This is a genomic window from Streptomyces sp. NPDC001153 (genome assembly GCF_053598315.1).
The window spans coordinates 1-12783 of sequence record NZ_JBSFJZ010000053.1 but is presented as its reverse complement, the minus strand read 5'-3'; the positions used below and the strand labels follow the sequence as shown (position 1 = coordinate 12783).

Genomic DNA, 12783 nt, shown 5'->3' with positions numbered 1-12783 from the left:
CGTGACGACCACTTCAGCGGACGTCGACGTGGTGCTCCCCTGCCTGGACGAGGCCGAGGCCCTGCCCTGGGTGCTCGGCCGGATCCCGGCCGGCTGGCGCGCCCTCGTCGTCGACAACGGTTCCACCGACGGCTCCCCCGACATCGCCCGCGCGCTCGGCGCGACGGTGGTGCACGAGCCGCGGCGCGGCTTCGGCGCCGCCTGCCACGCCGGACTGACCGCGGCCACGGCCGACATCGTCTGTTTCTGCGACTGCGACGCCTCCCTCGACCCCGCGCTGCTCGTGCCCTTCGTACGGGAGATCCGGGACGGCGCCGCCGACCTGGTCCTCGGCCGACGGCGTCCCGAGGGCCGGGGCGCCTGGCCGGCGCACGCCCGTGCGGGCAATCTCGCGCTGACGCGGATACTGCGCCGCCGTACCGGACTGCGCCTGCACGACCTGGGCCCGCTGCGCGCCGCCCGCCGTGAGCCGCTGCTCGCGCTCGGCCTCACCGACCGGCGCAGCGGCTATCCGCTGCAGATGGTCGTCCGCGCGGCCGACGCCGGCTGGCTCATCGCCGAGCACGACGTGTCCTACCGGCCGCGCACCGGCGCCTCCAAGGTGACGGGCACCTGGCGGGGCACCTGGCAGGCGGTGCGGGACATGAGCCGCGTGCTGGCCGAGACCCCGGCCGACGGGGGGCTCGTACGGTGACCACGCTGCTCGTCATCGCGAAGGAACCGCTGCCGGGGCGGGTCAAGACCCGGCTCACCCCGCCGTTCACCCCGCAGCAGGCCGCCCGTCTGGCGGAGGCGGCGCTCGCGGACACCCTGCATGCCGTGGCGGCGGCCCCCGCGACCCGGCGGGTCCTCGTCCTCGACGGGGCGCCGGGAGACTGGCTGCCGGTGGGCTTCGAGGTGCTGCCGCAGTGCGCGGGCGGGCTGGACGAGCGGCTGGCGGACGCCTTCGCGCACTGCTCCGGCCCGGCGCTGCTCATCGGCATGGACACCCCGCAGGTGACGCCGGAGCTGCTCACCGTGGACTTCGCGGGCTGCGACGCCGTCCTCGGCCCGGCCGAGGACGGCGGCTTCTGGGCGCTGGGCCTGGCCGAGCCCGACCCCGCGCTGCTGCGGGGTGTGCCGATGTCGACGCCGGTGACCGGGGCCGCGCAGCGGCAACGGCTGCTGGCCGCAGGGCTGCGGGTGCGCGAGCTGCCCCGGCTGCGGGACGTCGACACGGCCGCCGACGCGCACGCCGTCGCCGCGCTGGCCCCGAGCGGCCGGTTCGCCGCCCAGCTGGCCCGCTGTACGCCGGTCACCCCGCGATGAGGGGCAGTGCCGTCGCCTGGGCGGCCGCCGACCCCTACGCGGCCGCTGTGCGCACCGGCCGCGGCCCGCTGTTCCTGCGCCGTACCGACGGCTGGCTGCTGCCGCTGGAGGTGGAGCGCTGGTGCGGCCGAGCCGATCAGGTCGACCTGGAGGTCCTGGACCGCTGCGAGGGCGCCGTCCTGGACGTCGGCTGCGGTCCCGGCCGGCTGGTGGCGGAACTCGCCGCCCGGGGCCGTACCGTGCTCGGCATCGACGTCAGCGAGGCCGCCGTCGACCACACCATCGAGCTCGGCGGGCAGGCGCTGCGGCGCTCGGTGTTCGAGTCGCTGCCCGGCGAGGGCCGCTGGGACACCGTGCTCCTCATGGACGGCAACATCGGCATCGGCGGGGAGCCGTCCGTGCTGCTGGACCGGGTCGCCGCGCTGCTGCGCCCGGGCGGCCTGCTGATCGCCGAGACCGTGCCGGGGCACGTCGACGAACGCGCCCGGGTCCAGGTGGTCGACACGGTCGGCGCCGCCAGGGCCACCGGTGCCCCGTTTCCCTGGGCACGCCTGGGCACCCCGGCCCTGCTGCGGTACGCGCGCAGGGCCGGGTGGCGGTCCGTGGCTCAGTGGTCGGCGGGCGGGCGGTGCTTCGCCGCTTTGCGCACACGCCATACCAGGAGCAGCGCCGAGCCGCCGAAGAGCACGGCGGTGATCAGCAGCCAGCGGGTGAGGAAGCCGTCCGGGGAGAGCCCGGTGGCCGACCGGTAGCGCTGGTCCACCATGCCGCTGATCAGCGGGAACCAGACCAGCAGGAGCAGGCCGGACAGCAGGGCCGGGACGCGCACGTACAGCGTCCAGCCGCGCCGTCCGGCCGCCCCCAGACCGCCGGTGACGGCCCGGTCGGCCAGCGTGTACAGCGGCAGCAGCACGAGGTCGTGCAGCAGGGCGGCGCCCACGATCCACAGCGCCACCCCGAACCAGTCACCGGCGAGCAGCCGCACCCCGGCGTACGCGGCGAGGGCGAACGAGCAGGCGAGCAGCAGCAGTTGGAAGGGACTGCCCAGGCGTACGCGACGAGGCATCACAGGTCTCCGAAGGTCAGTCGGGCCACCCACTTGGTGTTGAGCACACCGGGTGCCGCCGGGACGATGATCCGCGCCGGGTGGCCGTGGTCGGGGGACAGTTCCTCGCCGTTGACGAAGAGCGCGAGCAGAGAGCGTCCGTCGGCCACCTGGTTGGCGCGCAGGGCCGCACGCCGGAACGCTCCGTGCCGTTGCAGGGACTCCACGAGCACGTCCGGCGGATCGCCGTCGTAGCCGACGAGCGCGGCGAGGTCGCGCAGCCGTACCCCGCGCCACCACTGGTCGGCCGTCGACCAGCCCTCCACACAGGCGATGGGCAACGAGGCACTGTGCTGCGGCAGTTGGAGCAGCTGGGCCCGGCTGAGCCGGACGGTCCCGGTGCGGCCGGTGACGACGAGCCGCCAGGCGTCCTCGTGGGTGTCGGCCGTCGTGATGCCGGCGTAGGCGGCGGTCTTGTTGATCTGGAAGCCGTTCGGGCCGCCGCCGGGATCGGCGGTGCCGTGCGGGGCGAGCAGGGCCGTGCGGCGGAAGGGTCCGCCCAGGCTCTGCCCGACCGTGGTCAGGAACAGCAGCAGGGAACCGCCGCCCACCAGGCCCAGCGCGCCGCGCCGGGAGACGGTGGGCGCCGCGGGGCGCGGGGAGACCAGGTCGTTCTGTTCCTGCCGGCGCCTGCGTACGGTGCGCACCGCGGCCGGTGTCTTCAGCACCGCGTGTGCGAGGAACGCCGCGAAGAACACCCATGCCCCGTAGAAGTGCAGCGGGTAGAAGGAGCCCGGGAAGACATAGTCCAGCTGGACGTTGAGGACTCCGGTGGTGAACTCGAACAGCCCTCCCCCGACCAGCAGCACCAGGGAGATCCGCTCCAGCGCGTGCGCGAGGGAGCGGGCCGGCGGCAGGGTGAAGAGCCGCGGCACCACCGACCACAGCTTGGCCAGCAGAACGGGGACCAGGGTGATGCCGAGGGTGACGTGGACGCCTTGCGTGAGCCGGTACAGCCACACCGGGTCGGTGGGCCAGGCGAAGAGGTAGAAGCCCAGGACGCCCTTGTCGGGAGTCATGTCGTTCACCCGGGACAGGCCCGGGTTGTAGGCGGCGTACGACACCAGGCCCGTCACGAACAGCACGGTGATGCCGACGAGCAGGACGAGGCCGAGCACCGAGGTGAACCAGGGGCCGCGCAGGGGGCTGCGCCAGAAACCTGGGGAAGTGGGAAGCCGGGAATGGTCGCGCATGTCCCGACCGTAGGCCGGGGGACCACCGGAAAAGGGTCCGCGACCGGTGACGAAACGCTGACGTCCGGCCCGTACGGCGGCCGGTCGCCGCTCCCCCGGCCTAGCGTTCCGGTGTGACCCGATCCCTTCGCCGTGACCTGTACGCCGCCGGTGCCGCCGCCCTCCTCGTGACGGCGGCCGTCGTCGTCGGCCGGCACATCCAGGACACCCGCCACACCCTGTTCGTGCACTGGCCGCCGCTGTTCGCGGACTGGGACCCCCACCTCGGCCCCGGCACCCCGGCGGCCCTGGCGGTGGCGGCGGCCACCGTCGCCCACGGCCCCGCCCTCGCGGCCCGGCTGCCCTGGCGCGGGCTGCTCGCGGCGGCCTGGGCGGCCGCCCTGGCCTGGATCCTGTCCCTCGCCCTGGTCGACGGCTGGCACCAGGGCATCGCCGTCAGGCTGACCACCACCAACGAGTACCTCCGGGTCATCGGCCGCTTCCACGACATCCCGGCCACCCTGCGCGACTTCACCCACCACATCGTCAGCGGCACCCCCGACCCCTGGCCCGCCCATATCGCCGGCCATCCGCCGGCCGCCACGCTCACCTTCGTGCTGCTGGACCGGATCGGGCTGCGGGGCGGCGGCTGGGCCGGGATGTGGTGCATCACCGTGGGTGCCACGGGCTGCGTGGCCGTGCTGATCGCGCTCCGCGCGCTGGCCGGCGAGGCGCTCGCGCGGCGGGCCGCGCCGTTCCTGGTGCTGGCCCCGGCCGCGGTGTGGCAGGGGACCTCCGCCGACGCCTACTTCGCGGCCGTCGCCGCCTGGTCCCTGGCGCTGCTCGCCCTGGCCCTGACCCGGCGGTCCCACGGGTACGCGGCGGCCTCGGGCCTCCTCTTCGGCCTGACCTGCTACCTGTCCTACGGCCTCACCCTGTTCGCCCTGATCGGCGCGGCGGTCGTCGCGCTCGCGGGCCGCGGACTCCGGGAACGCCCCGCCCTCCTGCTGTCCCTGCTCGCCGGACTGGCCGTGTTCCCCGTGGTGTTCACGCTCGCCGGTTTCGACTGGTGGCACGCCTACCACCTCCTCGTCACCCGCTACTACCAGGGCGTCGGCGGCACCCGCCCCTACGGCTACTGGGTCTGGGCCAACCTCGCCTGCACCGCGGTCATCACCGGCCCGGCCACGGTGGCGGGCCTGCGCCGGACGACCACGGCGCTGCTCCCCCGGACCGGCACCCGACGCCCCGCGGAGGTGCGGCTGGCGCTCCTGGTCTCCGTCGCGCTGATCGCCCTGCTGGTCGCCGACCTGTCCGGCATGAGCAAGGCGGAGACGGAACGCATCTGGCTGCCCTTCGCCCTCTGGCTCCTCCCCGCCTGCGCCCTTCTCCCCCACCCCCGCCCCTGGCTCGCCGCCCAGGCCGTCCTGGCCCTGCTCCTCAACCACCTGCTGCTGACGGGCTGGTGAGTGTTCCCGAGCCGTCGGCACGGCAGGGTGACCCCGCGTGACCGCCGCCCGGTCCGGGCGTTGCCCTGGGCGTGGGCCGGGGCCGGTGTGGCCGAAATGGCGTACTGGTGCGGGATGTGCCGCTGCCACTTGGCTGAACGACAGACGGCAGGCAGGGAGGACTGGGGATGGACTTCGGCAGCGTGGGCCGGCGCGGGTTTCTCGGGACGGCGGCGGCAGGGCTGGTCACCGCGGTCTCCGCACGGGCGGCGACGGCGGTCGGGCTGCCGGGCGGGCCCGGTGCGCGGGCCGGCGACGGGGGGCGGTTGCTCACCTGCACCCGGATCACCGGGGGTTCGGTCACCGGCAGCCGGGCCGGCGGTGACCTGATCGCCGAGGTGCAGGGGGTGCTGTGGCGCGTGCCCCGGGAGGGCGGAGCGGCCGTAGCGGTGACGGACTGGGAGCTGGAGGCGACGCGCCCCGCGCTGTCCCCCGACGGCACGACGCTGGCCGTGTGCGGTTATCGCGGCGGCGGCTTCCATCTGTGGTCGCTGCGGCCGGACGGCGGCGGGCTGCGGCAGCTGACGGACGGGCCCTGGGACGACCGCGGGGTCGCATGGTCGCCGGACGGCACCCGGCTGGCCTTCTCCTCCGAACGCGGCGGCGACGCCACGGCCGGCGCCTCCTACGGGCTGTGGGTGCTGGACGTGGCCGACGGCCGGCTGCGGCGGCTCACCGGCGGGGACCACGAGGACTTCGATCCCGCCTGGTCGGCGGACGGGCGGTCGCTGGTGTGCGTGCGCGCCGCCCACACGCCGGGCGGCGGCAACGACGGCGGGCTGTCGCTGGTCCGGGTGCCGGTCTCGGGCGGCCCGGCCGAAGTGCTGCGGACGGTGACCGGGGGGCGGCTGCTGTGCCCGTCCGTCTCGCCCGCGGGGCGGATCGCGTATGTGCGTCTGACCGGCGCGGGCAGCCCCGGGCAGCCGGCCGACGCGGCACGGCTGATGGTCGATGACGAAGTCGTCTCGGCGGACGAGGACCTGGCGGCCGCTCCGCCGTGCTGGCTGAGCGAGGACGAGCTGCTGTACGTGGGTGACGGCCGGATCCGCGTCCGCTCCCTGGCCGGTTCCTCCGTGCGGGAGGTTCCCTTCACCGCCCGGATGCCGGTGCCGGGTCCGTCCCGGGGACCCCGACGGGCGCCGCTCGCCCCGGAGTTGCCGGTCCCGGTGCGCGGTCTGCACCGGCCGGCCCTGTCCCCGGACGGTCGCAGCGTGGCCTTCGTGGCGCTGAACGCCCTGTGGCTGATGCCGGTCGGCGGCACGCCGCGCAAGCTCCTCCAGGCGGCCGACGTCCACCTGGTGCAGATGCCGGCGTGGGCACCGGACGGGCGCAGCCTGCTGTACTGCACGGACCGGGACGGGCTGACGGCCGTACGCCGTCATCACCTCGCCAGCGGCGCCGACGAGCCGTTGGCCGAGGGCGGCCGGCTGTATCCCGCGCTGTCACCGGACGGCTCCCGCCTGGCCTGCCAGGACGTCACCGGGAACCTGCTGGTGCGCACCCTGGCCACGGGCGCCGAGGAGGTGCTGGCCCGGCCGCTGGCCACCGACGGGCCGCCCGGTGCGCCCACCTGGTCGCCCGACGGCCGGTACCTGGCGTTCTGCGACCGCAACCGGCTCAACCAGCGGTTCCGCGAGGGCTACAACCTCATCCGCGTCCTGGACACCCGCACCGGCGGCGAACGCCGTCATCTGCCCGCCGAGCACCAGTCGCTGTCCGACCGGGTCGCCTCCGGGCCCGTGTGGTCACCCGACGGCCGCTGGATGGCGCTGGTCGCCGAGTCGGCACTGTGCCTGCTGCCCGTGACGGCCGACGGCAGCCCGGCCGGTCCCGCCCGCCGGCTCGCCGACGAGCCTGCCGACCACCCGAGCTGGTCCGCGGACTCCGGCACGCTCCTCTACCTGTCCGAAGGCCGGCTGCGCCGGCTCTCCCTCACCACCGACCGGGCGACCACGCTGCCGCTCCGCCTGACCGCCGGGCGCGGTGCGAGCCGCTCGGCCGAACCACTGCGGATCCACGCCGGACTGCTGTGGGACGGCACCGGCGCGCCGCCACGGCACGACGTCGACATCCTCGTCACCGGCAAGCGGATCACCGCTGTCGAGCCGCACCGTGCCCGCCGTCCCGGACACCGCACGCTCGACGCCTCCGGCCGGACCGTCGTACCCGGCCTCGTCGACAGCCACACCCACCCCTATGCGGCCACCTACGGCGCCCGCCAGAGCCTGACCACGCTCGCGTACGGCATCACGACCACCTTCTGCCTGGGCGGTCCGCTGTACGACGCGGTACGGCTGCGCGAGGCGGCCGGCTCGGGGGACCTGCTCGGCCCGCGGCAGCTGGCCTGCGCCGAACTGATCGACGGCGCGCGCACCGCGTACAGCATGGGCCGCGCCCACCGCACCCGCGAAGGTGTCCGGCGCACGCTCCGGCGTGCCACCGCCCTGGACGTCGACTTCGTGAAGACATATGTGCGCGCGCCGGGTGAGGTCATGGCGGAGGCGGCCGAGGTGGCCCACGCGCTGGGCGTGCCCAGCGGCAGCCATCTGTGCTCGCCCGGCCGGGCGGCGGGCCAGGACCTGACCACCCATCTGCAGGCCACGCAGCGCCTGGAGTACGGGCATGCCACCACCCCGCTCGGCCGCATCGGCCAGGACCTGGTCCAGCAGTACGCCGACGGCTCCTTCGCCCTGATCATCACGCCGTTCAGCGCACAGATCCTGCTCGCCGCCGACCCCGGGCTCGCCGAGGATCCGCGCGTGACCCGTCTCATGCCGCCCTGGGACGTCGCCGTCGTCCGCGCACACGCCGGCACCGCGCCCACGGACGCGCAACGGCAGGCCCTGGCCACCGAGATGGCGGACTACCGGCTGCTGGCCTCGCAGGGCGCCCGTATCGCCCTGGGCACCGACGCGCCCCTGGTCCCGGTCGGTCTCTCCCTCCATCTGTGCCTGCGTGCCCTGGTCGCGCACGGCTTCACGGCCGCCGAGGCACTGCACACCGCGACCGTGGAGCCGGCCCGCCTCCTCGGCCTCGACGCCGACCTCGGGACGGTGCAGGAGGGCAGGATCGCCGACCTGACGTTCGTCGACGGCGACCCGTTCTCCGACTTCGACTCCCTCGTCCGCATCCCCGTCGTCGTTCGCGAGGGAGTCCCGCACACGCAGGGCGACCTGACGTCGGCGCACCGGTCGGCCGTGGTGCACGAACCTCCCCGGGACACGTCCTGGCTGGGGGTGGCCGAACGGCTCCGGCGCGGATCGTGCTGCCATCCCGGCGCCGACGGGTGAGACACCCGGCTGTGGCTCAGGGGGTGCCGCAGTCGCACAGGAAGGCGGCTGCCGGCTACCGGCTGCCGGCCCACGTGTTCAGGCGTCGCCCCCGTCGTCGGTGGCGGTGCGGTCCGCCAGGCGTTCGTAGCGCTGTCTGGCGGCCTGCGGAGTGCCGAGTCCGAGGCCGAAGGCGATCTCGGGCCAGGTCATGCCCCGGCCGCGGGCCATCTGCAGGAGCGAGGCCTCCAGTTCGTCCAGCTCCGCCCGTACCAGCGGCACGAGACTCAACGCGGCCGTGATGTCGGCACGGTCCACCTCCGGCTCGCCCTCGTCGAGCAGCGCGGCGCCGCTCAGCAGGAACGTCACGAGCCGGACGGCCTCGTGCGGCGCGACGACCGACGGGTGGATCTGGCGACGCCGTTGCTCGTCGGTCGCCGCATGCCGCTCGGCGATACGGAAGAGGGAGGCGTGGACCCGCTGGGCACGCGCCTGCTCCGGCCGCGGGGGGTTGAAGGGATCGGTGTGATCGGCGGTCGATGACATGCGTCAAGAGTCAGGCTCGAAACGACATGGCGTCAACTGCTTATTGTGAACAATCCGTTCACACGCCGGGGGCTGTCTCACGACGCGGGCGCGGTGATCTCCCGCTTGAGGATCTTGCCGCTCGGGCCCATCGGCAGCGTGTCCGTCAGCCAGAGCCGGCGCGGGTACTTGTAGGCGGCCACCCGGTCCCGGACGAACCGCTGCAACTCCTCGGTGTCCGTCCGGGCTCCCGGACGCAGGACGACCGCGGCGGCCACCTCCTCGCCGAGCCGTTCGTCGGGCACGCCGAGGACCGCGGCGAGGGCGACGGCGGGATGCTCGTGCAGGACCTCCTCGATCTCGCGCGGGTAGACGTTGTAGCCGCCGCGGATGATGAGGTCCTTCTTCCGGTCGACGATGTACAGATAGCCGTCCTCGTCCTGGCGGGCCAGGTCGCCGGTGCGCAGCCAGCCGTCGGGGATCGCGGCGGCCGTCTCCTCGGGGCGGTGCCAGTACTCCTTCATCAGGTTCGGCCCGCGCACGGCCAGTTCACCGACCTCCCCCGGTGCGACGTCCCGGCCGGAGTCGTCCAGCAGCCGGACCTCGACGTCGCGGACGGGGGTGCCGATGGATCCGGGCTTGCGCGGGCGGTCGGGGTGGTTGAAGGAGACGACCGGGCTGGTCTCGGACATGCCGAAGCCCTCCAGCACCATGCAGCCGAAGCGCCGTTCGAAGGCGTGCAGGATCTCCACCGGCAGCGAGGCACCGCCCGAGACGCACATGCGCAGACTGGAGACGTCGGCCTCGGCGGCGCCCGGGTGCTGGAGGAGCGCCGCGTACATGGTCGGGACGCCCTCGAAGACGGTCGCCCGGTCGCGGGCGATGGCGTCGAGCACGGTCTGCGGCTCGAAACGGGGGACGAGGGTGAGGGACGCGCCACTGCGGACGGCGACGTTCATGGTGCAGGTCTGGCCGAAGATGTGGAACAGCGGCAGGCAGCCGACGATCACGTCGTCGGAGGTCAGCCGCTGCACCTCGGTGACGTTGACCTCGGTGTTGTGGCGCAGCCCGGAGTGGGTGAGCGCGGCGCCCTTGGGGCGGCCGGTGGTGCCCGAGGTGTAGAGCAGCACGGCGATGTCGTCACCGGCGGCGGCCGTCACCTCGTACTCCGGCTCCAGGCGCGCCAGTTCGGCGGCGAAGGCGGCCGGTTCGACCGTCAGGTGCCGTACGCCGGCGGCGGCCGCGCCCGCGGCGCCCTCGCCGGGTGCCTGATGCCACTCGAAGAGCAGTACGGCGCCGGAGTCCCGCAGGTGGTACTCGGTCTCGCGCTCCTTGAGCAGCGGGTTCACCGGCACGACGATGCCGCCGGCGCGCAGGACGGCGTAGTACAGGACGACGAATTCCGGCACGTTCGGCAGCATCAGCGCGACCCGGTCACCGGTGCGCAGGCCCTCGGTGCGCAGCAGCGCGGCGGCCCGGGCGCTGAGCCGGTCGAGCTCGCCGTAGGTGGTGGTCGCCGTTCCGAGTCGCAGCGCCGGGCGCTCGGGCAGCCGTCGCGCCGTCGCCACCAGGAATTCCGCCAGATTGGCCATGATGCCTCCTCGCACCCATGCTGCCGCCGCGCCCACGGGTCCCGTCGCGAACGCTCCCGGCATGGTCGCCCGCACGATCAGGGGCGTCCATGGCGACGCCCACAGTTCACCTGCGCCGAGATTGTTCCCAGGAACAAAAGAAGCACCGTACGCTGCGGATATGAGCCTGTCGAATGTGGGTGCGGCGTTGCGTGGGCGCCTTCCGGAGCTGGGCGAGCGGATGGCCGAGCGCATCCGTGCGGAGGTCGAGTCGTACGCGGACGACTCGCTGATCCCCTTCGCGTCGCTCAGGGAGTCGTGCGAGGGGAACGCGGATCAACTGCTCGGACGTTTCGCCCACGGCGTCCGACCGGGCGTCGAAGCCGCTCAGCAGACCGGACGGCTGCGCGCCGAGCAGGGCGTGCCGCTCGCGGACACCCTGCACGCGTACCGGGTGGGTTTCGAGCTGCTCTGGTCGGAGATGGTCGGGGAGGCGCGCCGGCACCCGGAGGTCACGGACGCGGAGCTGGTGGCCGGTTCCTCGGAGATCTGGGCGCTGTTCGGCCGGTACGCGGAGGCCGTCGCGGCCGCCTACCGCGAGGCCAGCGCGGAACTGGCGCTGCAGCGCGAGGCCCGCCGATCGGCCCTGGCCGAGGCGTTGTTCACGGGCGCCCTCGCGGATCGTACGACGCCGTGGGAGGCGGCCCGGCAGCTCGGCCTGCCCGAGCGCGGGCCGTACGCGGTGGTGGCCGCGGCGGTGCCGGATCCCGGCCAGGAGCCGCTGCCCGGCATCGAGGCGGCACTGCGCCGTTCCGGAGTGCCGTCGGTGTGGCGGCTGCTGCCGGACCAGCAGATCGGGCTGGTCTCGCTCGGGCACCGGGACGCGGAGACGGTGAGCCTGCGCGCGCTGCGCCGCCGGCGCGCCCGGGTCGGCGTCAGCCCCCGGTTCGACTCGCTGCGGGACACCCCGCAGGCGCTGCGGTTCGCCCGGCTCGCCCTGGCCGGACTGCCCGGCGAGGGTCCGGGGGTCACCCGGTTCGACGACAGCCCGCTGGCGATGCTGGTGGCCGCCGCCCCGGCCGAGGCGAGCCGGCTGGTCGAGGTCGCCCTGGGTCCGCTCCTCGAACTGCCGGAGGTGGAGCGGGCCCGGCTGCTGCAGACCCTCGGTCACTGGTTCAGCTCGGGCGGGGTGGCCGCCGGGGCCGCGGAACGGCTCTTCGTCCACCCCAACACCGTGCGCTACCGGCTGCGCCGCGTCGAGGAGCTGACCGGGCGTCCGCTCACCGACCCGATGGCCCTCGCCGACCTGGGCGCCGCGCTGTACGCGCTGCGGTTGCTGCCTGCCTGACCAGGACCAGCCGACCCGGCGGACCGGGCTCAGCCCGACGGCGGAACGGCGCAGACTGGGACTGGGGCTGCGGCGCCCGGCGGAGGACCGGGGCGCCGGTGTGCCGATGCGAGAGGGCGCGCGGCCTGCCGGGCCGACCGGGCATCTGCCCTCGGCGTGCCGCCCGGGTCCGTGCCGCGGGGGCGCGGTGCGACCGTCTAGCTGTATTGATCACGAGCGTTGTTGACAGCCGCAGGGCTTGATCATGGCGAAGACCTCCGGTGTGGTGGAGCTGTCTAGGACTGCACCGCACGGAGGTCTTCGTGTCCCACCGTAATGCCCGGCTGACCGTTCATGGCAGGCGGCTGTTGGTCGAGCGTGTCCGTTCCGGCCGCCCCGTCGCGCATGTCGCTGCCGAAATGGGTATCTCGCGGGCCACGGCCCACAAGTGGCTGGGCCGCTGGCGAGCAGAGGGCGCAGCCGGCCTGCACGACCGTTCCAGCCGACCCCACAGGACGCCGCACCGCACGGCAGCAGCGGTCGAGGACCGCATCTGCGGCCTGCGGCAGGAGCGCAAACTCGGACCGGCCCGCATCGGTCCGATCCTGGGCCTGCCCACCTCGACCGTGCACCGGGTCCTGACCCGGCACGGTTTGAACCGCCTTGCCTTCCTGGACCGGCCCACCGGCCAGGTCATCCGCCGCTACGAACGCAGCCGGCCCGGCGAGCTCGTGCACGTGGACGTCAAGAAGCTCGGCCGCATCCCCAACGGCGGAGGCTGGCGCGTCCATGGCCGTGCCGCCTGCCCCGACCGCCGCCGCACCACCGGCTTCGACTACATCCATTCCGCCGTCGATGACCACAGCCGACTGGCCTACAGCGAAGTCCTCAGCGACGAGAAGGCCGCGACCTGCGCGGCCTTCCTGAGCCGGGCCGCAGCCTTCTTCGCCACCTGCGGCATCGACCGGATCGAGCGCGTCCTGACGGACAACGCCTGG

Annotated in this window: 10 protein-coding genes; 7 read left to right on the top strand and 3 right to left on the bottom strand. The window is 74.3% G+C overall.

The genetic code is table 11. The features are described from left to right. Position 1: 1 nt before the first annotated feature. Genes ACWDEN_RS40610 through ACWDEN_RS40600 form a run of 3 tightly spaced genes read left to right on the top strand, consistent with a single transcriptional unit; the run spans position 2 to position 2060 of the window. Complete coding sequence (locus tag ACWDEN_RS40610) at positions 2-694, top strand: glycosyltransferase family 2 protein (protein WP_351615499.1); 693 nt, start codon at positions 2-4, stop codon at positions 692-694. Continuing rightward, on the top strand, positions 691-1308 hold the full coding sequence (locus ACWDEN_RS40605) for a TIGR04282 family arsenosugar biosynthesis glycosyltransferase (RefSeq protein ID WP_450862996.1): 618 nt from the start codon (positions 691-693) through the stop codon (positions 1306-1308). The genes ACWDEN_RS40610 and ACWDEN_RS40605 overlap by 4 nt, the downstream gene beginning before the upstream one ends. Continuing rightward, positions 1305-2060: a methyltransferase domain-containing protein gene (locus ACWDEN_RS40600; RefSeq protein WP_351623429.1), complete on the top strand. Its 756-nt coding sequence runs from the start codon at positions 1305-1307 to the stop codon at positions 2058-2060. The genes ACWDEN_RS40605 and ACWDEN_RS40600 overlap by 4 nt, the downstream gene beginning before the upstream one ends. Positions 2061-2373: 313 nt before the next feature. On the opposite strand, the gene ACWDEN_RS40595 is transcribed toward ACWDEN_RS40600, so the two are convergent. Beyond that, the gene (locus ACWDEN_RS40595; RefSeq protein ID WP_351623428.1) at positions 2374-3606 is read right to left on the bottom strand and encodes a molybdopterin-dependent oxidoreductase; all 1233 of its coding nucleotides are present in this window, start codon (positions 3604-3606) and stop codon (positions 2374-2376) included. A 113-nt stretch (positions 3607-3719) separates the two neighbouring features. Between ACWDEN_RS40595 and ACWDEN_RS40590 the strand changes: the two genes are divergently transcribed. Continuing rightward, positions 3720-5054 carry a hypothetical protein gene (locus tag ACWDEN_RS40590; RefSeq protein WP_450862994.1) on the top strand — a complete coding sequence of 445 codons (1335 nt, stop codon included), beginning with the start codon at positions 3720-3722 and terminating at the stop codon, positions 5052-5054. 167 nt (positions 5055-5221) lie between these two features. After that, complete coding sequence (locus tag ACWDEN_RS40585; protein WP_351622351.1) at positions 5222-8383, top strand: amidohydrolase family protein; 3162 nt, start codon at positions 5222-5224, stop codon at positions 8381-8383. A 78-nt stretch (positions 8384-8461) separates the two neighbouring features. On the opposite strand, the gene ACWDEN_RS40580 is transcribed toward ACWDEN_RS40585, so the two are convergent. Then, complete coding sequence (locus ACWDEN_RS40580; RefSeq protein WP_351622349.1) at positions 8462-8908, bottom strand: DNA-binding protein; 447 nt, start codon at positions 8906-8908, stop codon at positions 8462-8464. Positions 8909-8985: 77 nt separating this feature from the next. Continuing rightward, on the bottom strand, positions 8986-10479 hold the full coding sequence (locus ACWDEN_RS40575) for a long-chain-fatty-acid--CoA ligase (RefSeq protein ID WP_351622346.1): 1494 nt from the start codon (positions 10477-10479) through the stop codon (positions 8986-8988). Between the two features lie 160 nt (positions 10480-10639). On the opposite strand from ACWDEN_RS40575, the gene ACWDEN_RS40570 reads away from it, so the two are divergent. Then, entirely contained in the window at positions 10640-11806 is a 1167-nt protein-coding gene (locus ACWDEN_RS40570) for a PucR family transcriptional regulator (RefSeq protein ID WP_450862991.1), read from the top strand. A gap of 302 nt (positions 11807-12108) precedes the next feature. Continuing rightward, the coding region (locus ACWDEN_RS40565) for a leucine zipper domain-containing protein (RefSeq protein ID WP_450862989.1) at positions 12109-12783 on the top strand (675 nt) is incomplete at its 3' end.

What these genes read in the sequence shown, in the direction of transcription:
- ACWDEN_RS40600 (WP_351623429.1), top strand. Translation starts at nt 1,305, where the DNA reads ATGAGGGGCAGTGCCGTCGCCTGGGCGGCCGCCGACCCCTACGCGGCC.
- ACWDEN_RS40595 (WP_351623428.1), bottom strand. Translation starts at nt 3,606, where the DNA reads ATGCGCGACCATTCCCGGCTTCCCACTTCCCCAGGTTTCTGGCGCAGC.
- ACWDEN_RS40585 (WP_351622351.1), top strand. Translation starts at nt 5,222, where the DNA reads ATGGACTTCGGCAGCGTGGGCCGGCGCGGGTTTCTCGGGACGGCGGCG.
- ACWDEN_RS40580 (WP_351622349.1), bottom strand. Translation starts at nt 8,908, where the DNA reads ATGTCATCGACCGCCGATCACACCGATCCCTTCAACCCCCCGCGGCCG.
- ACWDEN_RS40575 (WP_351622346.1), bottom strand. Translation starts at nt 10,479, where the DNA reads ATGGCCAATCTGGCGGAATTCCTGGTGGCGACGGCGCGACGGCTGCCC.
- ACWDEN_RS40570 (WP_450862991.1), top strand. Translation starts at nt 10,640, where the DNA reads ATGAGCCTGTCGAATGTGGGTGCGGCGTTGCGTGGGCGCCTTCCGGAG.